Source organism: Halospeciosus flavus, assembly GCF_029814175.1.
Lineage (GTDB): Archaea > Halobacteriota > Halobacteria > Halobacteriales > Halobacteriaceae > Halospeciosus > Halospeciosus flavus.
Genome location: NZ_CP122312.1, coordinates 3,048,262 through 3,068,652 on the forward strand (window position 1 = coordinate 3,048,262; position 20,391 = coordinate 3,068,652).

Consider the following 20,391-nt stretch of genomic DNA (forward strand, 5'->3'; position numbering starts at 1 on the left):
CGTCGCGTCGACCGGCCGGTTCGACCGGATTCCGACGGTGACGTGGTTCGTCTCTTTATGTACCCGACACCGGTTCTTAAGGGCCTACTCGCCCCGGTCACGCCACGACACGAGTTCCTGCAGGCGGTCGAGGGCCTCGTGGACGCGCGCACCGCCGCAGGTCCGCGCCGTCTCCCCGAAGAAGTCGAGGCGCTCGTGGAGCGTCTCGGTGTCGAACGCGGGGACGTCGAGTCGGGAGGCGGCGACGGTGGCCTCGACGACGGCCGCGCGCCCGCGGTCGAATCGGGGGACCTGCTCCTCGACGACTGCGGACTCGGCGGCGTCGAGTGACCACGTCTCGACGCGCGTCCCGTCCGACGTCTCGGCGTCGACGCGTTCGACGTCGACACGCACCCACGCGCCGGTCTCGGGGAGGACCGGGTCGTCCTGCTCGCGGACGGAGAGCGCGGCCTCCACGAAGAGGAGCGGGTCGTCGGTGAAGTGGACGTAGCCCCCGGCCTCGCGGGCGAAGTTGCGTCGGGTGCGGGTGTTCCCGAACGTGCGAGCGGTGGGTGCGGCGCCCTCCTCACTCGTCGGTGCGTGCACGCCCAGCGCCGCCGCGTTCCACCGGCCGTTCGGCCCCCGAGTCGTCACGACGGTCTCGGTGACGCCCTCCAGGTCGAGTGGCCACTTGTCCGCGCCGTCTCCGGCACCCGAACGCTCCCCACTCACAGTTCGACGCCCCGTTCGAGGGCGACGTAGAGACCCGCCGCGACGAGGTCCGCCGTGGTGCCGGGGTTGACGCCGCGCTCGACCAGCTCGTCGGCGAACTCGCGGACGTCGTCGCGGTCGGCCCGCTCGCTCTCCTCGTGTAGTTCGGCCGCGCGCTCGCGTACCTCGCGGGCCGTCTCGCGACCGTGGCGCTTCGCGACGAGCGTGTCCGGTTCCTCGGCGAGGAGAGCGAGGAAGGCGTCGGCCGCGCGGTCCGTGACCGGTCCCTGCCCCGACTCGATGCGGTCGGCCGTCTCGAAGGTACGTTCGAAGCCGTTCACCCACTCCGCGGCGACGCCGTCCGCGGGCGCGGAGCGTTCCATCACGTCGTAGAGGGTGAGGCCCCGGCGTTCGAGTTCGGGGACGGCGTCGCTCCCGCGGCGAACGTCGAGCGTGCCCATGTCCTCCGGTGGGTCGTCGACGTAGACGTCCACGTGCTCGAACGCGCAGTAGAAGTCGGCGGCGTCCGCGACGGTCGTGTGCTCGACGACGTGGGCGGCGGACTCGGGAGCCAGTCCCCGCTGGGTAGTCGCGCGGACCAGCGGAACGAGCAGGAGGAGACAGCCGAACTGCGTGTTGCCGCCCGACTGGTCGCTCATGCCCGCGACGGCCGCCTCGAAGGCCTCACCGACGGGTGTGCCGCCCGCCGCTAGGCGGAGCCCCTTCTGCGTGCCGACCGCCCCGGCCAGGAAGTGCTCGAAGTGCAGGTCGTCGACGTCGCGCTCGCGGTCGACGTTCCCGGGTTTGGGGGTGCCCGCGACTTCGAGGAGGAGCGCGAGTTCGGCGTTCCGGGCGGGGCTACGGACCATCGAACACCTCCTCGGCGGCGTCGCGGACGCGCGAGAGGACGTGCGGATCGTCGCTCGGCCGGCCGACGCTCACCGCGTCCGCGCCGTAGTCGGCGTACTCCGCGACGGTCTCCCGGTCGCGGACGCCGTTGTTGGCGATCACGAACCCGGAGAACGCCTCGACCACGTCGGCGACCACGGATTCCGAATCCATCGCGTCCACGTGGAGGACGTCGGCCCCGGCGTCGTCGACGCGGGTGGCGAGGGTGGGGAGGTCGACGCCCTCGACCTCGGCGCGGACCTTCACGCTGACCGTCGCACCGGTCTCGCTCGCGGCGGCGACCTGCTCGGCGAGGCGTCCGGGCGAGGCGAGGAGGGACTCGCCCGCACCTGCCGCGCACATCTCGTCCTGTCGGCAGTGGGCGTTCACTTCGAGGAGGGCGTCGTGGTCGGCGCAGACGCGGGCGGCCTCGCGGAGTGGGTCGAGCGTCGTCGTCCGGACGTTGAACCCCGACTGGAGCGGTTCGTCGTCGAGTGCCCCGAGTTGCGCGTCGACGAAGGCGACGGGGTCGTCGGGGAGGAACTCGGTCCGGTCGCGGTCGCGGGCCATCTCGCGGGCGGCCTCGCGGGTGGCGTCGTCGAGGGCGATCCCGCCCATGACGGCGAGACCGGCGTACTCGCTGGCGGCACGCGCCCACTCGGCGTCGGCCTCGCCGCTGAGACTCGCGAGCGCGACGCGCGGGTGGAAGTCGACGGCGGTCATCGCGGGGCGTGCCCCTCGGTCTCGACCGTCTCGATGGCGTCGCGGACGGCCCGGGCGACGCGTTCGGCGTCCGCGGCGTCGTCGATCTCCGTGTCCGTCCGGACGACCGGGCGGTCGAGGTCGGTCCCGTCCTCGTCGTCGAGGACGAACGCGTCGGCGAAGGGGTAGGCCTCGGCGACCCCCGCGGTGCTCGGTTCGTAGCCGACGGCCTCCATCAGGTCGTCGGCCGGCCCGGAGAAGACGGTGTCCTCGACGAACGGCGAGACCGCGACCACGGTCGTCTCGCGGAGCGCGTCGACGAGTCGCGGGAGGGTGAGCATCGGCCCGATGGAGGTGACGGGGTTCGACGGCCCGACGACGACCGGGCCGGAGCGGACGGCCTCGACCGCGGCGTCGCTCGCGGCGGCGTCCTTCGACCCGCGGAACTCCACGTCGAGGACGTCGGCGTCGCCCCGGCGTCCGACCCAGTACTCCTGGAAGTGCATCTCTTCGTCCGGCGTGTGGACGATGCTCGCGACGGGGTCGTCGCTCATCGGGACGAGGTCGACGGTGAGGTCGTAGGCGTCCGCGAGCGCGCGGGTGACCTCGGTGAGCGAGTGCCCCTCGTCGAGGAGGGAGGTCCGTAAGAGGTGGACCGCGCGGTCGCGGTCGCCGATGGTCATGAACTCGCCCGCCGCGGAGAAGCGCCGCCACGCCGCGAGGTCGCGGCCCGCGGTCTGCTCCTCGTCGGGGAGGTAGCGCGGCGTCGTGTCGATGCCGACTCGCTCGGAGAGGTCGCGGAGGTAGTCGTGGGTCTCGGTCGGGTCGTCTTCGAGGCCCCACCACGTCTCCGTGTCGAGGACGCCGCCGCGCTCGAAGAGGACGGTGTCCACGTCGGGACACACGAAGAGACCCCCGAGTTCCACGTCGTCGCCGGTGTTGGCGACGACGGTCGTCTCGTCGGGGTCGAACACCTCGTCGGCACCTGCGAGGAGTTTCGGCGTGCCGGTCCCGCCGGCGAGGAAAGTCGTCATACGCGAACAGTCGGCCGCGGGCAGGTAAACGCTTACGTCGTCGACACCTCGACTCGGAGTCGGACCTGGACGTCGACGTCGGTCCCGTCCCCGACTCAGGCGGTCGCGTTCTTCGCCTCGTCGAGCCAGGCCGGTTCCTCGACCATCGTCGACCCGACCTTCCGGAAGGTCCGAGTGAGGGTCAGCGACCCCGACGTGTCGCCGCTGCCGGCCGTCACGGTGACCGTCGTCCGCTTGACGAGTCCGTCGGACCGGACGTAGAGCGTGACCGAGGAGTTCGCGTGCTCGAAGACGCTGTCGGCCATCGAGAGCGACTCGTTGGCGCTGGACTCGTACACCCAGACCGTCTCGCCGTCGATCGTGGTCGTCCCGTTGGCCGTGAAGTTCGTCTTCGCCGTGAGGTTCGTGAGGTCGAGGCGGGCGAACTGGCTCAGGTTCGGCCGTTGCTGAATCTGGCGGTAGCGCGCTTCCTCACCCGTGCCGATGCGCTGGTAGGCCGACCCGTTCGGTGGAACGTACACCTCGATGGGACCGAGCGAGGAGTTCGTCGCGAAGAACGCCGCGTCGGACTCGGTGTCGACCTGTGCGCTGACGTTCGTACCGAGGAACGATTGCCCCGAGAACGAAGAGGAGTAGTTCAACTCGTACGTGTAGCTTCCGGCCTCTTGGAGGACGGTCGCGTGTTTCTGCTCCATCTCGGAGCCGTTCAGTGGCGTCTCGTAGGGTTTCGTCTCACCGCCGGGCATCGCGGCACAGCCAGCACCGACGACGAGTGCGGCGACGAGCAGGAGGGCGGTCAGCGTGCGAGTGCGAGAACGCATACGTATCGGTCCGCCCAGCGAACGCAAGTAGGCTTCGACTGTCCGCGAGTTTTTACCCGGTGGCGGCGCAATCCGGGCGTATGACGACCATCAAGGACAGCGTCCACGACCACATCTCGGTCGAGGGCGTCGCGGCCGACCTGCTGGACACCGCGCCGGTCCAGCGCCTCCGCCGGGTCAAACAACTCGGGACGGTCTCGTTCGTCTACCCCTCGGCCAACCACACCCGCTTCGAGCACTCGCTGGGCGTCTACTACCTCGCCTGCCGCGCGCTCGAAGAACTCGACGTCGACGGCCCGCGCGCCACCCGAACGCAGGCCGCCGCCCTCCTCCACGACGTGGGCCACGCCCCCTTCAGCCACAACGTCGAGGACCTCCTCCAGCGCCGTACCGGGAAGTACCACGACGACGTCGGTGACATCGTCACGTCGGACCCCGTCGCACCGATCCTCGACGCTCACGGCGTCGACCCGGACGAGGTGGCGGACCTCGTGCGAGGCGAGGGCGAACTCGGCCAGGTGATCGCCGGCGAACTCGACGTCGACCGGATGGACTACCTCGTCCGCGACGCCCACCACACGGGCGTCCCCTACGGCACCATCGACACCGAACGCCTCGTCCGGGAACTCCGCCTGCGCGACGGCGAACTCGTCCTCGACGAGGGGAACGTCCAGTCCGCCGAGAGCCTACTCGTGGCGCGGGCGCTGATGAACCCGACCGTCTACAACCACCACGTCGCCCGCATCAGCAAGGCGATGCTCCGCCGCGCCACCGAGACGCTCCTCGACGAGTGCGACTACGACCCCGAGCGGGTGCGCCGGATGGACGACCACCAACTCTCGGTCGCCATCCGCGAAGAGGACGAGACCGCACCGTACGGCGAGCGTCTCGCCACCCGCGACCTCTACAAGCGTGCGGTGTGGGCCGAGTTGGTCGACGTGGACGACTCGGTCGTCGACGCCGACTACGAGGACGTGCGGGCTTTCGAACGCGACATCGCGGCCCGTGCAGACGTGGACCCCGAACACGTCGTCGTCGACGTGCAGGGCCGCCCGAGCATGCGCGAGTCCACGACGCGAGTCCTCGTCGGCGGCGAGATTCGACGCCTCGGCGAGCAGTCCGCGCTCGTCTCCGCCCTCCAGCAGGCCCAGGCCGAGCAGTGGCGCCTCGGCGTCTACGCGCCCGAACCCGTCGCCGAGAAAGTCGGCCGGGCCGCCGAGGCGGTCCTCGGACTCGAAACCGAGGGCGCGCTCATCGCCGAGAACAGCAGCCACGGCCGCTACACGAGTCTCGAAGAGTTCACCGGCGACGCGAGCGAGTGAGCCGTCGGGCGAGGTCGAGGTGGTGCCGAAGGCGAAGGCGAACGAACCAAACCCCGTCCGCGCGAACGGGCGACCATGAAACTGGAAGGGACCATCCTCCGTGGCCCGGAGTTCGAACCCGTCGAGGGGCGGGTCGTCGTCGAAGACGACGAGATCGTCGCGATCGAGGAAGCCGACGTCGAGAGCGACGACATCGTCTGTCCGGCCTTCGTCAACGCGCACACTCACGTCGGTGACTCCATCGCGAAGGAGGCCGGCCGGGGACTCTCGCTCGAAGAACTCGTCGCGCCGCCGGACGGCCTGAAACACCGCCTCCTCCGGCAGACCGGACGCGAGGAGAAGGTCGAGGCCATCCACCGTTCGCTGCGCTTCATGCAGCAGTCCGGTACCGCCCGCTTCCTGGAGTTCCGCGAGGGTGGCGTCGAAGGAGTCGAGATCCTCCGTGACGCCCTCGGTGACCTCGCCATCGACCCGTTCGTCCTCGGTCGCGAAGAGACCGAAGTCCTCGACGTCGCCGACGGCTTCGGTGCGAGCGGCGCGGCCGACGCCGACTTCTCCCGCGAGCGCAACGCCACCCGCGAGGCGGGGAAGTTCTTCGCCATCCACGCCGGCGAGGTCGGTCCCGAGGACATCCACCCCGCACTCGACCTCGATCCGGACCTCCTCGTCCACATGGTCCACGCCGACGACGTCCACCTCGACCGCGTCGAGGACTCGGAGATACCGGTCGCCGTCTGCCCCCGCTCGAACCTCGTCACGGACGTCGGGACGCCCCCGATAAACGAACTCCGCGAGCGGACGTCCGTCGCGCTCGGCACGGACAACGTGATGCTCGACAGTCCCTCGATGTTCCGCGAGATGGAGTTCGCCGCGAAGGTCTGTGACGTCCCCGCTCCGGCCGCCCTCCACATGGCGACCCGCGCCGGCGCCGAGATAATCGGCAGCGACGCCGGCCTCGTCGAGGAGGGTCGCCCCGCGGAACTGCTCGTCCTCGACGGCGACTCCGACAACCTCGCGGGCGTCCGCGACCCCGTCCGGGCGGTGGTGCGACGCGCCGGCACCAACGACGTGAAACGCGTCGTCCTGTAGTAGCGCCGACATCGGCGCGCACACACCTTTATTCTGTACTCGGTCGTAGCCGAATATATGTCGGGGATGAACACGACCTGTCTCCGGTGTGAGACCGGAGTTGCGGACGAGAGCGACGAATCGACCGGTCGATTCTGCCGAAACTGCCCGGGCGTCGTCTGTGCGGAGTGCGTCGAGTCCGACGACCGGTGTCCGGAGTGCGGGTCTCGACTGCGTGACGCGCCGGGGCTCTGACGTCTGTCGGGGAGACGGACGCGACGCTCACGGCGAGGGAGACACACGCGACGGCGCGAAAAAAGCGAAGACGGGAGTGTGCGGAACCGAGGTCAGTCGCCGAACATGTCCCGCATCATGGGGTGCATGTTCTTCATCTGCTCTTCGGCGATCTCCTCGTACAGTTTGTACGTGATGGAGATCGTGAGCAGCAGACCCGTCCCGGTGACGTTCCCGATGGTGCCGAGCATGTTGGCCATGACGGCCAGCAGCCCGACGAGGGCGCCGCCGATGACGGTGACTTGCGGAATGTAGCGCTCCATCACCTTCTCGATGACGCCGGTGTTCTGTCGGAAGCCGGGGATCTGCATCCCGGAGTTCTGGATCTGCCGGGCCGTCGCCTCGGGACCCATGTCCGTGGTCTCGACCCAGAAGATGGCGAAGATACCGCCACCGATGACCATGAAGGTCAGGTCGATGAGGACACGGATGGCGATCTGCCACGGTTCGGCGGCGGTCTGCCCGAGCCACCACATCCACTCCCCGCGCCCGTGGATGGGCGCGAGGTAGTAGAAGAGGCCGCTGGTCGGGTAGACCGAACCCCCGCTCGTCGCGTAGACGCCGAGCAGGTCGGGCATCGACTCTCCCATCTGGGAGTAGAGGATGCGCCCGAGGAACTGGATGTTCGCCTGCAGGGCGCGGACGAGGATCATGGGCAGGACGCTCGCGTAGATGAGCTTCACGGGGAAGCGACCGCGGGCACCCTTCACCCGGGCGTGGCTGAGCGGAATCTCGACCCGCACGGACTCGGCGTACACGACGACTCCGTAGATGAGGAGCGTCGTGAACAGGTCGAGCACCTGCAGTTGGATGAGGACGAAGGCGATGCCCTCACCGGTCAGCAGCGGTGGGACCTGGATACCCCCGGTGAGCGCGGCGATCCACGTCTTGAGGAGGCTGGCCTCCGGCGGCTGGCCGAACGGCGAGATGAACCCGCCGACGAGGCTCTGTGAGACCCCCGCGACGATGAACAGCCCGATACCGGAGCCGACGCCCCACTTGCTCACGACCTCGTCCATGAAGAGGATGAGGAGACCGCCCACGGCGATCTGAGCGAAGATGAGGGCCTGGACGCCGAGGATGCCGATACCGAGGCTCTGAGCGAGCTGCTGGCTCGGCGGCAGGAAGTTCCCCATGAACACCATGGGGACCCCGGTCAGGAAGATCATCACGACGACCAGCACTTTCTGCAGCCCCTGGTAGAGCTGCTGGTCGCGCGGATCGTTCGTGTCGAGGCCGAGCAGGTTCGCACCGCCTAGCAGTTGCAGGACGATGCTCGCCGTGACGATCGGGCCGATACCGAGTTGCAGGACGGAGCCTTGCGCGCCGGCGAGGAGGGCACGGAACTGCCCGAACAGGTCGTCACCGCCGCCCGCGAGCCCCCAGAGCTGTACGTTCGTCAGGAAGAAGTACAGCACGAGGATCCCCGCGGTCCACGCTAGCTTGCGCTTGAAGGGGACGTGCCCCTCCGGGCGCTGGACTGCGGGCATTCGCGTGAGCACCGGTGCAGCGGCCTCCTTCCATCCCATGGGTTATTCCTCGCTTTCCGCTTCTTCGGCTGCTTCGGTCTCTTCGGCCTCTTCGGCACGCTCGGAGAGGACGGCCTCGCCGCCCTCTTCCTCGATGAGTTCGACCGCTGCGGCGGTGAACGCGTCGGCGGTGACTTCGAGCTGGTTGCGGACCTGCCCGTCGCCGAGCACCTTCACGGCGTCGACCTCGTGACCGTCTTCGACCACGTCGCGAGCGTCGATGCGGTACCCACCGTCGGTCTCCTCGGCGACGCCGTCCTCGAGGTAGAGGGCGACGTCCTCGTCGAGTTTCTGGACGGAGATCTCGGCGATCTCCTCCTGGACCTTCTGGGGGCGGGTGAACCCGTGCTTACCGAGGGGTTCGTAGTTGTGGAACTCGTGCTTGTCACGGCCCGCACGGCCGCGGCCGCCACGGTGACCGGCACCGCGCCGGTTCTTGTGGGAGCCGCCGCTGTGCGTCCGGGAACCACGTTGTCGGCGTTTCTTGTTCGTCATTGTCTTAGCGCATCGCGTGGAGGAGTTCGTCGATCTCCTCGGTGGTCTGCTTCCCGAGCTGGCCGCCGTCGGCCTGCGGGTTCTTGATCCCGTCGTGACCGCCACGCGGCGGGTGGAGACGGAGCACCGGAGAGAGTCCCTGTTCGCGGAGCGTCGTCTCCTCGTCGAGGAGGGCCTCGGCGAGGGCGTCGACGTCCTCGTAGTCCGTGTTCTCGGCGACCCACTCGTCGTCGACGTCGGCCGACCCCTCCTCGGGTTCGGCGCGACTGCGGATGACCTCCGCGAGGACGTCCTGGGAGGGTTCGCCGTGAGCGACGAAGTCGTTGACCTTCGCGATCATGCCCTCGTAGGTGTCCGTCTCGGGCACGACGGTCGCGTGGTTGACGTGGTGGAGGTTCAGCATGTCGAGCGTGTCGTCGACTTTGTTGCTGCGGTTGACCTCGCCACGGAGGTTGACGATCGCCTTCATTATTCGATCACCTCACGCTTCTCGAGCGTGCGCTGCGGGATGCGCGCCTCGGCGGTGTTGCGCAGTGCGTTGAACGTCGCCTTCGCGAAGTTCACGGTGGTGCGCGTCTTGCCGGACGTGCGCGTCCAGACGTCCTCGATACCGGCGAGTTCGAGGACGTGGCGCGCGGTCTCACCGCCCGCGAGACCGAGACCTCGGGGGGCGGGCTGCAGTTCGACCTCGACGCTCCCGGCCTTGCCGGTCGTCTTGAGTGCGACGGTGTGGGGACGCCCACAGCCACACTCCCACGACCCACAGCCACGGGAGACGTCGATGATGTTCAGTTTCGCGATACCGATGGCCTTCTGGATGGCGCCGCCGACCTGGTCGTCGCGACCTTCGGCGTAGCCGACGTAGCCGTCGCGGTTACCGACCGCGACGACACACCGGAACTTCACTCGGCGGCCCGAGTCGGTCATCCGCTGGACCATGTTGATGTCGAGGACCTCGTCGTCGAGCCCCGGAAGGAGCTGGTCGACGATCTCGGCCTCCTTCAGCGGGAGACCGGACTCGAGGGCGTCCGACATCGTGTCGATCTCGCCCTCCTGCACCTTGCGGCCCAGGCGGGTCTTGGGTTCCCAGCTGTCGTTGTAGCTCATGTGTTAGTCCTCCTGGATAGTCTCGAGCACGTCGTCGAAGTGCTCGGGGAGTTCGGTTGCGTCGAAGTCACCGCTGTACAGCGGTTCGTCGAGCTGTTCTGCGTAGTCGGCGATGTGTGCGCCGCGGTTGCGCTGCCAGTCGGCGAACACGTCGTCGTTGTGCGGCGACTCGATACCGGCGTCGATGGCGCCCTCCTGGACGGCGAACACCTTCGACCCGGGGGTCGCGGAGTTCAGACCGATGTCGAGGACGGCCTCTTCGAGACCGGCGTCGAGTGCGCGTTTGCCGGCGAGGTAGCCGGTGAGGTAGGCGCTCGGCAGGTTGCCCGTCGGGGCCTCCCAGCCGAACTCCTCGAGGTCACTGGAGTGTGCGCTCGCCAGCGTCTCGTCACCGTCGGGTCCGAGCGTGACCAGCTGCGCCGTGGTGTGGTTGTTGCTCTTGCGAGCGACGAGCCGAGGTTTCCCGGCCTTCAGGAGGCGCAACCTCTGGTGGTAATCAGTCCGGACCTCGCGGCGGCGTCGCATCGGAACCTTGTATCGTGGTCCGTTAGCCATCAGGCATCACCCTCGAGTTCGACATCGTAGTTCTCTTCGATATAGGTGCGCAGGCGGCGGATGCTGTCGAACTCGCCACCGTTCGCCTTTCGGTAGAGCTCACGGTACTGCGAGGGTTCGAGAACGCCCTTGTCGCGGAGCGTCCGTAGCGTCCGGCGCTGTGCGCGGATCTTGTCTTCCCACTTCTCCTTCGGGTCTTCGCGGGCGCCGGCGCTCCCTTTGCGGGTGCCGGGCCCCTTGCGGTGTCCGTAAGCGCGCTTCGCTGCGCGCTCGCGGGCACGGCCCCGGGAGTTGCCCTGTACGTCCTCCGCGCGGATCGTCCCGTCGTCGACGAGTTCGCGAATGTCGTCGCGAGTGATCGCGTCCGCGATCTCGTCCTGCTCGTCGGGATCGAACCACACGCGGTTCTCACCGACGTCGAGGACGTCGGCTGCGAGCCGTTTCTGTGCGGAGAGATCAGTCATTCTTGTTCCACCTCGACTTCGACGTAGGTCGGGTTGAGCACGCGAATGCCGAGTTCTTCGGCCTTCTCCTCGATGGTCTCGCGCTTGCGCGAGCCGACCTTCGAGGCGATGCGTGCGGCTTCGGTATCGGGGTCGAGTTCGTCGAGGTCCTCGGCCGTGTGGACGAGGACGTCCTCGAAGCCACTCGGGTGCTTGCCCCGGACGGCTTCGGGCGAGCGGAAGCCCGCCTCGACGGTGTCGCCCTTCCCCTTGATACCGCGTCGCTGCTTCGAGAGCTGGCCGCGGGGACGCCGCCAGGACGTGGACACACGCTTCTTCTTGTGGTGGTCCTGACGGTTGAACTGCGGCTTGCCCTCGCTGTTTCGCTTCTGGAGGAGGCGCTCCTCCTCGTCGGTCAGTTCGGGGGTCTTGTCGGCGTGGCCACGGGGACGGAGTTCCGTCTCCACTTCCTCGGCCTCAGCCTCCTCGGCTTCGGCTTCGGGGGCCTCCTCCTCGACCTCGGCCTCGGTCTCCTCGGAGACTTCGAGGCCACCGACGTCGGCCTTGATACGCGCAGCGAGCGCGTTACCGATGCCGTCGACGGCGGCGAGGTCTTCCTGACTAGCGGCCTTCACGTCCTCGACCGACTCGTAGCCGGCCTCGCGGAGTGCGTCGGCCTTCGAGGGGCCGACCCCACTGATGTCTTCGAGTTCCTGGATCTCGTCTTCGGCCATCTATCAGGCACCTCCCTTCTCGGGTTTCTCGACGATGTAGACGCCGTCCTGGAAGACACGGGTGTCCTTGTCCTTGACGCGCGTCAGTTGTTCGATGTCGGCGGCGGTCTGGCCGACGTCCTCGATGGACGGGCCGGAGAGGATGACTGCCTCGCCGTCGACCTGTACCTCGGTGTCGCCGCGGATGGACGCGCGACGCGGCGCTTTCTCGCCGAGGAAGTTCTCGATGACGACTTCCTCGCCTTCGACGCTGACCTGCATTGGGAAGTGAGAGTAGTGGACTTCCATCTCGTACTCCCACCCTTCGGTGACCCCGTGGAACATGTTCTCCACGTGGCTCTCGAAGGTACCAACGGTCGCGTTCGTCTTCGCGTCCTCGGCTTCGGCCTCGATGACGACGGTGTCGTCTTCGACGTCGACGGACACGTCGGGGTACCAGAGACGGCGCGTGACGCTGCCGTTCGGGCCTTCGACGGTCAGATCGAGGCGGTCGGCCTCCACGCTGACGTCCTCCGGGATTTCGAGTTCGATGCGTGTCATTGTTAGTAGACGTAGGCGATAACCTGGCCACCGATGCCCGCTTCGCGGGCCTCGTAGTGGCTCATGATGCCGTGGCTAGTCGTGACGACGAGCGTCCCGTAGTCACGGGCGGGGAGGTATCGCTTCTCCCACTGTTCGTACCCGTCGGCACCAACGGAGTAGCGGGGCTTCACGGGGCCGCACTCGTTGATGGCACCTTTCAGTTCGACCTCGAACTTTCCGCCGCGGCCGTCGTCGACGAACTCGAAGCCGTCGATGTAGCCGCGGTCGTAGAACACCTCCAGGATGGACCCGATGGTGTTCGAGGCGGGCTCTACTGTGTACTCCAGATGGCCGACGCTCTCGGCGTTGTCGAGTCCCGAGAGGGCGTCGGCGAGTGGGTCTTTTCCGACCATAGTTAGCTGTACTTCTTGAAGCCCATCGAACGGGCGATCTCGCGGAAGCACTGTCGACAGAGCCAGATGTCGTACTTGCCGACGAGGCCCTGATTGCGGCCACAGCGTCGGCACTCGTGGGTCTGACCCGTCTCCTGGTGCTCTTGTTGTTCTTCTGCTTCGCTCATGCGTCGACCTCTACGTCGAAGTTGGCCTCGAGGTACGCGATGGCGTCCTCGGGCGTGAGTCGGTGGTTCGACGGAATCTGTCGGGTCTGCTTGTCGCGCTTGGCGATACGGTAGCCGGGGCGGACGAGGTTGACGGTGACGTCCATCCCGTAGATTCCGATGCTCGGGTCGTACTCCTGGCTCGGGAAGTCCGTGTGTTCCTCGATACCGAAGGAGACGTTGCCGGTGTCGTCGAACTGACGACGCGACAGCGAGACGCTCTCGAGGGCGCGGTCGAGGAAGTCGAGCGCGTCGTCGCCGCGGAGCGTGACCTTCGCGCCGATGGGGTCACCCTCGCGGATGCCGAACTCGGGGGTGGTCTCCTTGGCCGTCGTCCGGACGGACTGCTGGGCGGTGACCTCCTCGAGGATCTCTTCGGCGTTCTGGAGCTCGCGACCACCCTGGCCGACGCCCATGTGGACGACGACCTTCTCGACGCGCGGTTCGCGCATCTCGTGGAAGTCGGCTTCAGCCTCGCTCATTCTTCGTCACCCTCCTCGCTACCGATGAACTTCTCGTCGATGACGACGACGTACTCCTCGATGGTCTCGAAGGAGCCGTCCTCGGTCTCGACGGTGACGGTGTTGTCTGAACTACCGGGCATGACTTCGATAGACTCGACCTCACCGACCTCGCCGGCGTGCTGGCCGGCGACGGCGGTGACGAGGGCGCCCTCTTCGTAGACGAAGTGGGCGACGACCTCTTTGGTCTCGTTGTCGACCACGACGGAGTCGCTCCCGGAGTAGTCCTCGCCGTCCTCGACGACGAGGTTGGTCCCGTCGTGGAGGTTCAGTTGGACCTGCCCGCCGGAGACGAGCCGCTTGTCCGTGATCTTACCGAGTTTCGAGTCGGCCGCGTCCTCGTCGATGGAGGTGAGGCCGAGACGGCCCCCCTCGTCGGGGAAGACGCGGAAGTAGTCGTTCCGGTCCGGGAAGGCGAGGATGTCGAACATGCCGATCGGACGGTCGATGCTCGAGGGAACGTCGCCGTTGACGAGGACGCCGTCGTGGTTGACGGCGTACTTCGCCTCCCGGGCGCTGTCGACGTAGCCGAGGACGTCACGGAGGACGACCACGAGCGGGACACCGGCCTCACCGTGCGGGCCGGCGTCGGCCTTGACGGTGAAGGTCTCGGTCTTCCGCTCGACCGGCCACGACTTCGGGACGGAGAGTCGCTTCTGGTGTTTCGTCATTCGTTCTCACCTTCGAGTCGCGCTTCGCGCACGTCGTCTTCGAGGTCGAGGTCCGTCACACGGAGGTTCGAGGCGTCGAGTGCGCGGGGCACTTCTTCGCCGTCGGCTCGCTCGTTGGTGACTCCCTCGACGTGCACGACCGCCTTCGTGAGGTCGACGTTCTCGACCTCGCCTTCCTCTCCGGCGAAGTCGCCACGCATGACCTCGACGGTGTCGCCGACGTTCACACGGACGCGTCGCGTGTCGTACTCCTCGCGGAGGTCCTCGGAGAGGTGGGCGTGCACCTGCTTGTGCTTCTCGTGAAGCGGTGCGCGCGCGGACTGCTTGCGTTGTTTGCTTGGTTGCTCGGTCATCGTTCTATACGATCTGTGTTGCCGTGCTGGCGATGCTACCGTAGCGCTCCGCGACTTCGCGGGCGATGGGACCCTTGATCTCGGTCCCACGAGGCTCGCCGAGGTCGTCGATGATGACCGCGGCGTTGTCCTCGAACTTCACCCGCGTCCCGTCGGGACGCCGAATGGGCTTGCGCTGCCGGATGACGACGGCCTCCAGAACCTGGCGGCGCATCTCCGGCGTACCTTTCGTCACCGAGACGGTGACGGTGTCACCGAGCCCCGCCTTCGGGTGGCGGTTGATGGTGCCCTGGTAGCCCTTGACGCTCGTGATCTTGAGCTGGCGAGCGCCGGTGTTGTCGGCACAGGTGATGAGCGAGCCCTTCTCGAGGCCCTGCGTCACGTCTGCCTTGATAGCTTCCATTATTCTTCACCTCCAGAGATCTCGACGACCACGTGCGATTTGGTCTTCGAGAGCGGTCGGGTTTCTGCGATACGGACCGTGTCGCCTTCCGCGATGTCGAGACATTCCGGCGCGTGTGCCGGGACCCGAGAACGACGCTTCATGTAGCGGTCGTACTTCGGGACGAAAACGTCGTACTCGCGTTCGACGACGACGGTCTTTTCCATGGCCGTAGAGGCAACCTCTCCTTCGATGATCTGCCCGCGCACGGACAGGTGTCCGTGGAAGGGACAGTCATCGTCGGAGCAGTTGCCTTCCGGCTCCGGTACGTTCAGTCCTATTGCCATCTGTGTTCAGCTCCGTTTTCGGTTCGCAATGCGGGCCGTGAGAGCAACGTTCCGCCATCCACCGTAACGTAGGCCACGTCCTCTCGCGTCGACCCAGCCGAGTCGGCGCGTTCGGACGTGGTCCCGGCCTCCTTGCGGTCGGCCGCGGTTTCATCTGTAAGGAGGAACTCGAAGGTTGTTCCTCCTTTCGGTACGCGCTTGACGCCGTCACCCTGCTCGCGGGTCGCCCCGCTCGCTCGAACGGCGGCCTCGTCGGTCGCCTCGGTTGCCACGAGGAGGGTTCGCATCGTCTCCTCGACGACGGTCCCCTCGATGCCGACCTTCGAGGGGTCGGTCGACTCGACGACCCGCACGTGCAGGCCGGCGAGTTCGTGTCGTGGTAGGGTTTCGGGCGTCAGCGCCATTGGGTTACTCTTCGGTCTCCGCTTCTTCGGACTCGAGGTCGCCCTCTTCGTGCTGGATCGTCTTGATCCGCGCGATGGTGCGACGGAGCTCCTTGATGCGGCCGGGGTTCTCCGGCGCGCCACCGGCGGCCTTGACGGCCTTGGCGTTGAGGAGCTCGGTCTCGAGTTCTTCGAGTTCGTTCTCCCGCTCGGCGGGAGTCATGTCTCGGATTTCTTCGGTGTGGAGAATCGCCATGGATTACTCCTCCGTTTCCTCTTCTTCGGTTTCCATCTCTTCGAGGAGTTCGTCGGCTTCCTCTTCGGCGTCGGCCTCGAGGTCGTCGAAGTCGTCGGGCTCGACGTCCTCGGCCTCCTCCTCGACTTCGGCGGCGAGGTCGTCGAGTTCCTCCTCGACGGCCTCCTCCGAGTCGGGCGGGGAAGTGGGCGACGCACCCTTCTCCTCGTGGCGCTCGGGGCGGGCACCGCCCTCGGGCTCTTCCTCGTCGATTTCGAGTTCCGCGACGTCGTCGGCGGCCTCGGTCTCGGCGGCTTCCTCGGGCACCTCGCCCTCGGGACCGCCGGCCTCGGCGCCTTCGAGGAGACCTTCGAGTTCTTCCTCGGCCTCCTCTTCCTCGACGATGAGGTCCTCGACCTCGGAGGCCTCCACTTCGGAGACCTCGAAGTCGTCGGGGAGCTCGGCTCCCGGCGGGATGATCTTGACGCGGACACCGATGGTGCCGAGCTTCATGACTGCGACACCCTGGCCGTCGTCGACGATCTCCTCCGCCGGCTCACCGTTGTGCTTGATGTAGCCGCGGTTGAACTTCTCGACGCGGGAGCGGGCACCGGTCACCTTCCCGCTCAGGACGATCTCGGCGCCGAGTGCGCCGGACTCCATGATGCGGTCGATGGTGGTGTGACCCGCCTTGCGGAAGTACCAGCCACGTTCGAGGGCGTTCGCCAGACGGTCCGCGACGATCTGTGCGTTGAGGTCGGGTTCGTCGACCTCCTGCACGTCGATCTGCGGGTCGTCGAGGTCGAATCGCTCCTCGAGCTGGGTGGTGATCTTCCGGATGTTCTTCCCGCCCTTGCCGATGACCATCCCGGGCTTCTCGGCCTTGAGGACGATCTGGGTTCCCATCGGCGTGTGGGCGACTTCCATTCCGCCGTAGCCCGCGCGGCTGAGTTCCTCTGCGAAGAACTCGTCGATCTGTGACCGCTGCAGGCCGTCTTCGATGAATTCTTGTTCGTCTGCCATACGTTATTCCTCCTCCTCAGGTTCTTCGAGGACGAGTTCGACGTCCACTTCCGGCGTGTTCCAGGCTGACGCGCGACCCATCGCGCGGGGCTTGCGTCCCTGGACCTCGCCGACCTTGTGGGGTGCGACGTGCTTGATGACCATCGACTCGCCGTCGAAGCCCTGCTGGTCCGCGTTGTTGGTGCCGTTGCGGAGCAGGTCCTGGAAGGCCTTGCTGGCCTTCTCGGGGTAACGACCCGCGTCCCATCCGTCGATGTCGCCCTTGTGGCCGACACCGGAGTTGTGCTGCTTGAACGGGACGGACTGTTCCTCGTCGATGACCGCGTCGAGGAACTCCTGGGCTTCGGCGACGGTCTTGCCCTTGATGGCCTTCGAGATGGCCTTGCTGTGCTTCAGGCTGATCGCGCGCTCCCGGAGCATCGCGGTGGCGTTCACCTCCGGGTCGACGTCGACGCTGTAACTGATTCCCATGGTTTACTTGAGCGGCACGAACTTCGAGGAACGGGTCGCGCCGATACCCGCCTGCCCGTGCTCGACCGACGTCCGCGTGAGCTGGAACTCGCCGAGGTAGTGCCCGATCATCTCGGGTTCGACCTCGACGCGTCCGAACTCGTTGCCGTCGTAGACCGCGAAGGTGAGACCAACAAACTCCGGGAGCACCGGCATGTCGCGCAGGTGCGTCCGGATGGGGTTGTTGGCCGTCTCCTCGGCGGTCCGGTTGCGGGCCTTCTCGAGCACTTTCTGGTGCTCGTCGGAGAGACCACGGGTGATGGTTCGCCGCTGGCGTGCGGGGAGCAGTTCCGCGACTTCCTCCAGGCTCATCTCCTGCAGTTCGTCGAGGTCGTAGCCGCGGTAGGTGAACTCACCTTCGCGGCCGGTACGGTATTCCGTGCTCATGGTTTACTTGTTGCCTCCGCGGCCGGTGCGGCGGGAACCGATGTCCCCAACCTTGCGGCCCGGCGGCGCGTTCTTCGAGACGGACTTGGGCTTGCCGGGGTGCTGGCGGCCACCGCCACCGAAGGGGTGGTCGACGGCGTTCATCGCGACACCACGGACGCGGGGCCACTTCGTCCCGCGAGTCTTCATCTTGTGGTGCTTGTTGCCGGCCTTGACGAACGGCTTCTCGGTACGGCCACCGCCCGCGACCACGCCGATGGTGGCGCGGCAGTCGGGCGAGAGCCGCTTCATCTCGCCGCTCGGCAGTTGGACGACCGCGGCGTCGCGCTCGTGGGTGATGAGGTCCGCGCTCACACCCGAGGATCGAGCGAACTTACCGCCGTCGCCGGGGCTGCTCTCGACGTTGGAGACGGGGACGCCCTCGGGGATCTCTCCCAGTGGGAGCGTGTTCCCCGGCTCGATGGAGGCGGAGACGCCGACTTCGATGCGGTCGCCCACACCGACGCCTTCCGGCGCGAGGACGAGACGCTTGTCACCGTCCTCGAACTCGACGTTCGCGACGGGCGCGCTGCGGGCGGGGTCGTGTTCGATGTCGACGACCTCGCCGGCGAGCACGTCCTGTTCGCCCTCGGAGTCCTTGTGCGACAGTTCGGCCTTGTATCGGTGCGACGGTGCACGGAACGTGGAGGTCCCGCGACCGCGTCGTTGACCTTGGATTCTGCGTCCCATTGTTAGAATACCCCGATGCGGGAGGCGACGTCCTGGGCGTCGTCTTCCTCGGAGAGGGCGACGACGGCCTTCTTCTTGCCCTTGGCCGTGACCTGCGTGTTGACGTCGTCGACGGTGACGTCGTACTGCTCGGAGACGGCCTCGGCGATCTCGGGCTTCGTGGCGTCGAGGGAGACGATGAACTGGAGCTTGTTCTCGAAGTCCATGTCGTTCATCGCCTTCTCGGTGACGAGGGGGTAGTCGATGACGTCGAAGGCGCTCATCGGTCAGCCACCTCCTCGACGGCACTCTCGGTCCAGATGGTAAGTCGACCCGCGTCCGCGCCGGGTGCGAGGTCCTCTGCGTTGACCTCTCGGGCGGTCGCGACGTCGGCGCCCGCGAGGTTGCGGGCGGCCCGGGACGGGCCGGTCTCGCCGGACGTGACGAAGAGGATCGACTTCGGCTCGCGGTACTTGCGACCGCGGAGCTTCCCCTGGCCGGCGCGAACCTTGCGGTTCTCGTCGGCGCGTTCGACGTCCTCGTAGACGCCGAGCGCTTCGAGGAGGTCGACGACCTCCTGGGTCTTCACGAGGTCCGCGAAGTCGTCGGAGACGACCAGCGGGAGGTCGAGGTCCTCGTCGAAGCGGTGACCGCGCTCGGCGACCAGTTCCGCGTCGGCCGTCGCGGCGACGGCGCTCCGGATGGCGGCCTTGCGCTCCTTGTCGTTGACGTTCAGCGAGTGGTCCTTCTCGGCTTTCGGCGGGTGAGCCTTCCGGCCACCGACCGTCTGAGGGACGCGGGCGCCCTGTCCCTCGCTGCGAGGAACGTGGGCCATCCCGCGGCCGGAGCCGAACGACTCGGCGGACGTGCGGAGCCCCGCGTACTCGTCGGCGCCGTAGTCCTGTTTTCGGTTGGCCTGCGCGGCGAGGACGGCTCGCTTGATGAGGTCCGTGCGGACCTGCTCCCCGAAGACGTCGGGGAGATCGAGCGTGCCGGCTTCCTCGCCGTCGAGGCTGCGTACGGTTGCCTGCATGGTTTATCCTTGGTTGGAAGTGGTGCTGACGTAGCGCACCTCGGGATCGAGGCGCGGCGATTCGCTCGGGCGGACTGCCGGGCGGAAGCGCAGGAGGCGCTGGTCCGGGCCGGGCAGCGAGCCCTTCACGAGAGTGTAGGGCCCGGAGACTTCGCCGTAGTTGACGAAGCCGCCGTCGGGATTGACGTTCTCCTCTTCACCGAAGTCGAGGATACGCTTGTTGAGTTCCGTGCGCTGGTGGTACCCCATCTGACCCTGCTGGGGAACGGTCGAGCGAACGCGGCTCGGGTTCCACGGGCCGAGGTTACCGATGCGACGGCGCCATCCCTGGCGCTTGTGCTTGCCCTTACGCTTCTGGACGCCCCATCGCTTGACGGGACCTTGGGTACCCTTCCCCTTGGTGACGCCAGCGACGTCCGCGAACTCGCCGGCGCGGAAGACGTCGCCGAACTCGTGGACACCGCCGTCGTCGAGGAGGTCGAGGGCGAAGTCGGCGCGGTCCTGGACGGAGCCGCCGCCGACCCGCGTCTCCATGACGTCGGGTTTGGTTTTCGGGACGCTCTTGATGTCGCCGGGGGACGTGTGCGTGATGACACGGACGTCCGCGACGTCACCGTTTTCGAGCGCCTCTTCCAGTTCGTCTCGGTTGCTACCAGGTTCGCTGGGAACGTCGAGGGTGCGGTCGAGTTCCTCGGAGAGGTCCTCGCCCCACACCTCGGTGATCGGCTTCTGGCCGTACGGCGTGTCCTCGTAGACACGCACGGCGGCCGCGCGCATCGGCGGCGTCTCGACGATGGTGACGGGAACGGTCTCCTCCATCCCCTCGGTGGGGGTGTTGGGTTCGTCGTTCACCATCACGACGTGAGACATACCGGCCTTGTAGCCGGCGAAGCCCTGTAGTGCGGGCTGTCCGTCGTCCTCGGGCCAGCTGTTGAACCGAGGCACCTCGCTGGTCGCGCGCTTGCGGGGACCGAACCCCAGCGACCCTTTGCGTGGTCTGTTTGGCTGTGGCATC

31 protein-coding genes are annotated in these 20,391 nt (G+C 67.2%); 2 read left to right on the top strand and 29 right to left on the bottom strand.

Going from position 1 to position 20,391, the window contains the following annotated elements; translation table 11 throughout:
* Nucleotides 1-84: 84 nt before the first annotated feature.
* The 5 genes from P0Y33_RS16135 to P0Y33_RS16155 form a co-directional block, all read right to left on the bottom strand.
* Nucleotides 85-711 carry a DUF447 domain-containing protein gene (locus P0Y33_RS16135; RefSeq protein ID WP_279528410.1) on the bottom strand — a complete coding sequence of 209 codons (627 nt, stop codon included), beginning with the start codon at nt 709-711 and terminating at the stop codon, nt 85-87.
* On the bottom strand, nt 708-1,559 hold the full coding sequence (locus tag P0Y33_RS16140) for a triphosphoribosyl-dephospho-CoA synthase (protein WP_279528411.1): 852 nt from the start codon (nt 1,557-1,559) through the stop codon (nt 708-710). The genes P0Y33_RS16135 and P0Y33_RS16140 overlap by 4 nt, the downstream gene beginning before the upstream one ends.
* Entirely contained in the window at nt 1,549-2,301 is a 753-nt protein-coding gene (locus P0Y33_RS16145; RefSeq protein ID WP_279528412.1) for a tRNA-dihydrouridine synthase, read from the bottom strand. The genes P0Y33_RS16140 and P0Y33_RS16145 overlap by 11 nt, the downstream gene beginning before the upstream one ends.
* On the bottom strand, nt 2,298-3,314 hold the full coding sequence (gene cofD / locus P0Y33_RS16150) for a 2-phospho-L-lactate transferase (protein WP_279528413.1): 1,017 nt from the start codon (nt 3,312-3,314) through the stop codon (nt 2,298-2,300). The genes P0Y33_RS16145 and cofD overlap by 4 nt, the downstream gene beginning before the upstream one ends.
* A 95-nt stretch (nt 3,315-3,409) precedes the next feature.
* Nucleotides 3,410-4,135 (bottom strand): DUF7537 family lipoprotein, encoded by a 726-nt coding sequence (locus P0Y33_RS16155; protein WP_279528414.1) that lies wholly within the window; start codon nt 4,133-4,135, stop codon nt 3,410-3,412.
* Between the two features lie 80 nt (nt 4,136-4,215).
* On the opposite strand from P0Y33_RS16155, the gene P0Y33_RS16160 reads away from it, so the two are divergent.
* Together P0Y33_RS16160 and P0Y33_RS16165 are read left to right on the top strand one after the other, a co-directional pair.
* The gene (locus P0Y33_RS16160; RefSeq protein WP_279528415.1) at nt 4,216-5,457 is read left to right on the top strand and encodes an HD domain-containing protein; all 1,242 of its coding nucleotides are present in this window, start codon (nt 4,216-4,218) and stop codon (nt 5,455-5,457) included.
* A gap of 75 nt (nt 5,458-5,532) precedes the next feature.
* Nucleotides 5,533-6,546, top strand: coding sequence for an amidohydrolase family protein (locus P0Y33_RS16165; protein WP_279528416.1), 1,014 nt, complete (start codon nt 5,533-5,535; stop codon nt 6,544-6,546).
* 326 nt (nt 6,547-6,872) lie between these two features.
* Here P0Y33_RS16165 and secY read toward each other — a convergent pair whose 3' ends face one another.
* From secY to P0Y33_RS16285, 24 genes are read right to left on the bottom strand one after another with little or no spacing between them, the layout of a single operon-like run.
* Nucleotides 6,873-8,348, bottom strand: a complete 1,476-nt coding sequence (gene secY / locus P0Y33_RS16170) for a preprotein translocase subunit SecY (protein ID WP_279528417.1) — start codon at nt 8,346-8,348, stop codon at nt 6,873-6,875.
* 3 nt (nt 8,349-8,351) lie between these two features.
* The gene (locus P0Y33_RS16175; protein ID WP_279528418.1) at nt 8,352-8,843 is read right to left on the bottom strand and encodes an uL15m family ribosomal protein; all 492 of its coding nucleotides are present in this window, start codon (nt 8,841-8,843) and stop codon (nt 8,352-8,354) included.
* A 4-nt stretch (nt 8,844-8,847) separates the two neighbouring features.
* Nucleotides 8,848-9,312: a 50S ribosomal protein L30 gene (gene rpmD, locus P0Y33_RS16180; RefSeq protein ID WP_279528419.1), complete on the bottom strand. Its 465-nt coding sequence runs from the start codon at nt 9,310-9,312 to the stop codon at nt 8,848-8,850.
* Nucleotides 9,312-9,950, bottom strand: a complete 639-nt coding sequence (locus tag P0Y33_RS16185; RefSeq protein ID WP_279528420.1) for a 30S ribosomal protein S5 — start codon at nt 9,948-9,950, stop codon at nt 9,312-9,314. The genes rpmD and P0Y33_RS16185 overlap by 1 nt, the downstream gene beginning before the upstream one ends.
* A gap of 3 nt (nt 9,951-9,953) precedes the next feature.
* Complete coding sequence (locus P0Y33_RS16190; protein WP_279528421.1) at nt 9,954-10,505, bottom strand: 50S ribosomal protein L18; 552 nt, start codon at nt 10,503-10,505, stop codon at nt 9,954-9,956.
* Nucleotides 10,505-10,969 (bottom strand): 50S ribosomal protein L19e, encoded by a 465-nt coding sequence (locus P0Y33_RS16195; protein WP_279528422.1) that lies wholly within the window; start codon nt 10,967-10,969, stop codon nt 10,505-10,507. Before P0Y33_RS16195 ends, P0Y33_RS16190 begins: the two co-directional genes overlap by 1 nt.
* The gene (locus P0Y33_RS16200; RefSeq protein WP_279528423.1) at nt 10,966-11,682 is read right to left on the bottom strand and encodes a 50S ribosomal protein L32e; all 717 of its coding nucleotides are present in this window, start codon (nt 11,680-11,682) and stop codon (nt 10,966-10,968) included. Before P0Y33_RS16200 ends, P0Y33_RS16195 begins: the two co-directional genes overlap by 4 nt.
* Before the next feature lie 3 nt (nt 11,683-11,685).
* A complete protein-coding gene (locus P0Y33_RS16205) occupies nt 11,686-12,222 on the bottom strand; it encodes a 50S ribosomal protein L6 (RefSeq protein WP_279528424.1) in 537 nt (178 codons plus the stop codon).
* A gap of 2 nt (nt 12,223-12,224) precedes the next feature.
* A complete protein-coding gene (locus P0Y33_RS16210; protein ID WP_279528425.1) occupies nt 12,225-12,617 on the bottom strand; it encodes a 30S ribosomal protein S8 in 393 nt (130 codons plus the stop codon).
* 2 nt (nt 12,618-12,619) lie between these two features.
* Nucleotides 12,620-12,784: a 30S ribosomal protein S14 gene (locus P0Y33_RS16215; protein ID WP_279528426.1), complete on the bottom strand. Its 165-nt coding sequence runs from the start codon at nt 12,782-12,784 to the stop codon at nt 12,620-12,622.
* Entirely contained in the window at nt 12,781-13,305 is a 525-nt protein-coding gene (locus P0Y33_RS16220; RefSeq protein ID WP_279528427.1) for a 50S ribosomal protein L5, read from the bottom strand. Before P0Y33_RS16220 ends, P0Y33_RS16215 begins: the two co-directional genes overlap by 4 nt.
* Entirely contained in the window at nt 13,302-14,015 is a 714-nt protein-coding gene (locus tag P0Y33_RS16225) for a 30S ribosomal protein S4e (RefSeq protein WP_279528428.1), read from the bottom strand. The genes P0Y33_RS16220 and P0Y33_RS16225 overlap by 4 nt, the downstream gene beginning before the upstream one ends.
* Nucleotides 14,012-14,368 carry a 50S ribosomal protein L24 gene (gene rplX, locus P0Y33_RS16230; protein WP_279528429.1) on the bottom strand — a complete coding sequence of 119 codons (357 nt, stop codon included), beginning with the start codon at nt 14,366-14,368 and terminating at the stop codon, nt 14,012-14,014. Before rplX ends, P0Y33_RS16225 begins: the two co-directional genes overlap by 4 nt.
* Before the next feature lie 4 nt (nt 14,369-14,372).
* The gene (locus tag P0Y33_RS16235) at nt 14,373-14,771 is read right to left on the bottom strand and encodes a 50S ribosomal protein L14 (RefSeq protein WP_279528430.1); all 399 of its coding nucleotides are present in this window, start codon (nt 14,769-14,771) and stop codon (nt 14,373-14,375) included.
* Entirely contained in the window at nt 14,771-15,097 is a 327-nt protein-coding gene (locus P0Y33_RS16240) for a 30S ribosomal protein S17 (RefSeq protein ID WP_279528431.1), read from the bottom strand. Before P0Y33_RS16240 ends, P0Y33_RS16235 begins: the two co-directional genes overlap by 1 nt.
* Complete coding sequence (locus P0Y33_RS16245) at nt 15,088-15,501, bottom strand: ribonuclease P protein component 1 (protein ID WP_279528432.1); 414 nt, start codon at nt 15,499-15,501, stop codon at nt 15,088-15,090. The genes P0Y33_RS16240 and P0Y33_RS16245 overlap by 10 nt, the downstream gene beginning before the upstream one ends.
* Before the next feature lie 4 nt (nt 15,502-15,505).
* Nucleotides 15,506-15,736, bottom strand: coding sequence for a 50S ribosomal protein L29 (rpmC, locus tag P0Y33_RS16250; protein WP_279528433.1), 231 nt, complete (start codon nt 15,734-15,736; stop codon nt 15,506-15,508).
* 3 nt (nt 15,737-15,739) lie between these two features.
* Nucleotides 15,740-16,738, bottom strand: coding sequence for a 30S ribosomal protein S3 (locus P0Y33_RS16255; RefSeq protein WP_279528434.1), 999 nt, complete (start codon nt 16,736-16,738; stop codon nt 15,740-15,742).
* A 3-nt stretch (nt 16,739-16,741) separates the two neighbouring features.
* Nucleotides 16,742-17,209 carry a 50S ribosomal protein L22 gene (locus P0Y33_RS16260; protein WP_279528435.1) on the bottom strand — a complete coding sequence of 156 codons (468 nt, stop codon included), beginning with the start codon at nt 17,207-17,209 and terminating at the stop codon, nt 16,742-16,744.
* Between the two features lie 3 nt (nt 17,210-17,212).
* A complete protein-coding gene (locus tag P0Y33_RS16265) occupies nt 17,213-17,635 on the bottom strand; it encodes a 30S ribosomal protein S19 (RefSeq protein ID WP_279528436.1) in 423 nt (140 codons plus the stop codon).
* 3 nt (nt 17,636-17,638) lie between these two features.
* Entirely contained in the window at nt 17,639-18,364 is a 726-nt protein-coding gene (locus P0Y33_RS16270; RefSeq protein ID WP_279528437.1) for a 50S ribosomal protein L2, read from the bottom strand.
* A gap of 2 nt (nt 18,365-18,366) precedes the next feature.
* Complete coding sequence (locus tag P0Y33_RS16275) at nt 18,367-18,627, bottom strand: 50S ribosomal protein L23 (protein WP_279528438.1); 261 nt, start codon at nt 18,625-18,627, stop codon at nt 18,367-18,369.
* On the bottom strand, nt 18,624-19,376 hold the full coding sequence (gene rpl4p / locus P0Y33_RS16280) for a 50S ribosomal protein L4 (protein WP_279528439.1): 753 nt from the start codon (nt 19,374-19,376) through the stop codon (nt 18,624-18,626). The genes P0Y33_RS16275 and rpl4p overlap by 4 nt, the downstream gene beginning before the upstream one ends.
* Before the next feature lie 3 nt (nt 19,377-19,379).
* Nucleotides 19,380-20,390, bottom strand: a complete 1,011-nt coding sequence (locus P0Y33_RS16285) for a 50S ribosomal protein L3 (protein ID WP_279528440.1) — start codon at nt 20,388-20,390, stop codon at nt 19,380-19,382.
* Between the last annotated feature and the right edge of the window lies 1 nt (nt 20,391).

Coding starts and splice junctions, on each gene's coding strand:
- P0Y33_RS16140 (WP_279528411.1), bottom strand. CDS start 1,559: ATGGTCCGTAGCCCCGCCCGGAACGCCGAACTCGCGCTCCTCCTCGAA.
- P0Y33_RS16145 (WP_279528412.1), bottom strand. CDS start 2,301: ATGACCGCCGTCGACTTCCACCCGCGCGTCGCGCTCGCGAGTCTCAGC.
- cofD (WP_279528413.1), bottom strand. CDS start 3,314: ATGACGACTTTCCTCGCCGGCGGGACCGGCACGCCGAAACTCCTCGCA.
- P0Y33_RS16155 (WP_279528414.1), bottom strand. CDS start 4,135: ATGCGTTCTCGCACTCGCACGCTGACCGCCCTCCTGCTCGTCGCCGCA.
- P0Y33_RS16160 (WP_279528415.1), top strand. CDS start 4,216: ATGACGACCATCAAGGACAGCGTCCACGACCACATCTCGGTCGAGGGC.
- P0Y33_RS16165 (WP_279528416.1), top strand. CDS start 5,533: ATGAAACTGGAAGGGACCATCCTCCGTGGCCCGGAGTTCGAACCCGTC.
- secY (WP_279528417.1), bottom strand. CDS start 8,348: ATGGGATGGAAGGAGGCCGCTGCACCGGTGCTCACGCGAATGCCCGCA.
- P0Y33_RS16175 (WP_279528418.1), bottom strand. CDS start 8,843: ATGACGAACAAGAAACGCCGACAACGTGGTTCCCGGACGCACAGCGGC.
- rpmD (WP_279528419.1), bottom strand. CDS start 9,312: ATGAAGGCGATCGTCAACCTCCGTGGCGAGGTCAACCGCAGCAACAAA.
- P0Y33_RS16185 (WP_279528420.1), bottom strand. CDS start 9,950: ATGAGCTACAACGACAGCTGGGAACCCAAGACCCGCCTGGGCCGCAAG.
- P0Y33_RS16190 (WP_279528421.1), bottom strand. CDS start 10,505: ATGGCTAACGGACCACGATACAAGGTTCCGATGCGACGCCGCCGCGAG.
- P0Y33_RS16195 (WP_279528422.1), bottom strand. CDS start 10,969: ATGACTGATCTCTCCGCACAGAAACGGCTCGCAGCCGACGTCCTCGAC.
- P0Y33_RS16200 (WP_279528423.1), bottom strand. CDS start 11,682: ATGGCCGAAGACGAGATCCAGGAACTCGAAGACATCAGTGGGGTCGGC.
- P0Y33_RS16205 (WP_279528424.1), bottom strand. CDS start 12,222: ATGACACGCATCGAACTCGAAATCCCGGAGGACGTCAGCGTGGAGGCC.
- P0Y33_RS16210 (WP_279528425.1), bottom strand. CDS start 12,617: ATGGTCGGAAAAGACCCACTCGCCGACGCCCTCTCGGGACTCGACAAC.
- P0Y33_RS16215 (WP_279528426.1), bottom strand. CDS start 12,784: ATGAGCGAAGCAGAAGAACAACAAGAGCACCAGGAGACGGGTCAGACC.
- P0Y33_RS16220 (WP_279528427.1), bottom strand. CDS start 13,305: ATGAGCGAGGCTGAAGCCGACTTCCACGAGATGCGCGAACCGCGCGTC.
- P0Y33_RS16225 (WP_279528428.1), bottom strand. CDS start 14,015: ATGACGAAACACCAGAAGCGACTCTCCGTCCCGAAGTCGTGGCCGGTC.
- rplX (WP_279528429.1), bottom strand. CDS start 14,368: ATGACCGAGCAACCAAGCAAACAACGCAAGCAGTCCGCGCGCGCACCG.
- P0Y33_RS16235 (WP_279528430.1), bottom strand. CDS start 14,771: ATGGAAGCTATCAAGGCAGACGTGACGCAGGGCCTCGAGAAGGGCTCG.
- P0Y33_RS16240 (WP_279528431.1), bottom strand. CDS start 15,097: ATGGCAATAGGACTGAACGTACCGGAGCCGGAAGGCAACTGCTCCGAC.
- P0Y33_RS16245 (WP_279528432.1), bottom strand. CDS start 15,501: ATGGCGCTGACGCCCGAAACCCTACCACGACACGAACTCGCCGGCCTG.
- rpmC (WP_279528433.1), bottom strand. CDS start 15,736: ATGGCGATTCTCCACACCGAAGAAATCCGAGACATGACTCCCGCCGAG.
- P0Y33_RS16255 (WP_279528434.1), bottom strand. CDS start 16,738: ATGGCAGACGAACAAGAATTCATCGAAGACGGCCTGCAGCGGTCACAG.
- P0Y33_RS16260 (WP_279528435.1), bottom strand. CDS start 17,209: ATGGGAATCAGTTACAGCGTCGACGTCGACCCGGAGGTGAACGCCACC.
- P0Y33_RS16265 (WP_279528436.1), bottom strand. CDS start 17,635: ATGAGCACGGAATACCGTACCGGCCGCGAAGGTGAGTTCACCTACCGC.
- P0Y33_RS16270 (WP_279528437.1), bottom strand. CDS start 18,364: ATGGGACGCAGAATCCAAGGTCAACGACGCGGTCGCGGGACCTCCACG.
- P0Y33_RS16275 (WP_279528438.1), bottom strand. CDS start 18,627: ATGAGCGCCTTCGACGTCATCGACTACCCCCTCGTCACCGAGAAGGCG.
- rpl4p (WP_279528439.1), bottom strand. CDS start 19,376: ATGCAGGCAACCGTACGCAGCCTCGACGGCGAGGAAGCCGGCACGCTC.
- P0Y33_RS16285 (WP_279528440.1), bottom strand. CDS start 20,390: ATGCCACAGCCAAACAGACCACGCAAAGGGTCGCTGGGGTTCGGTCCC.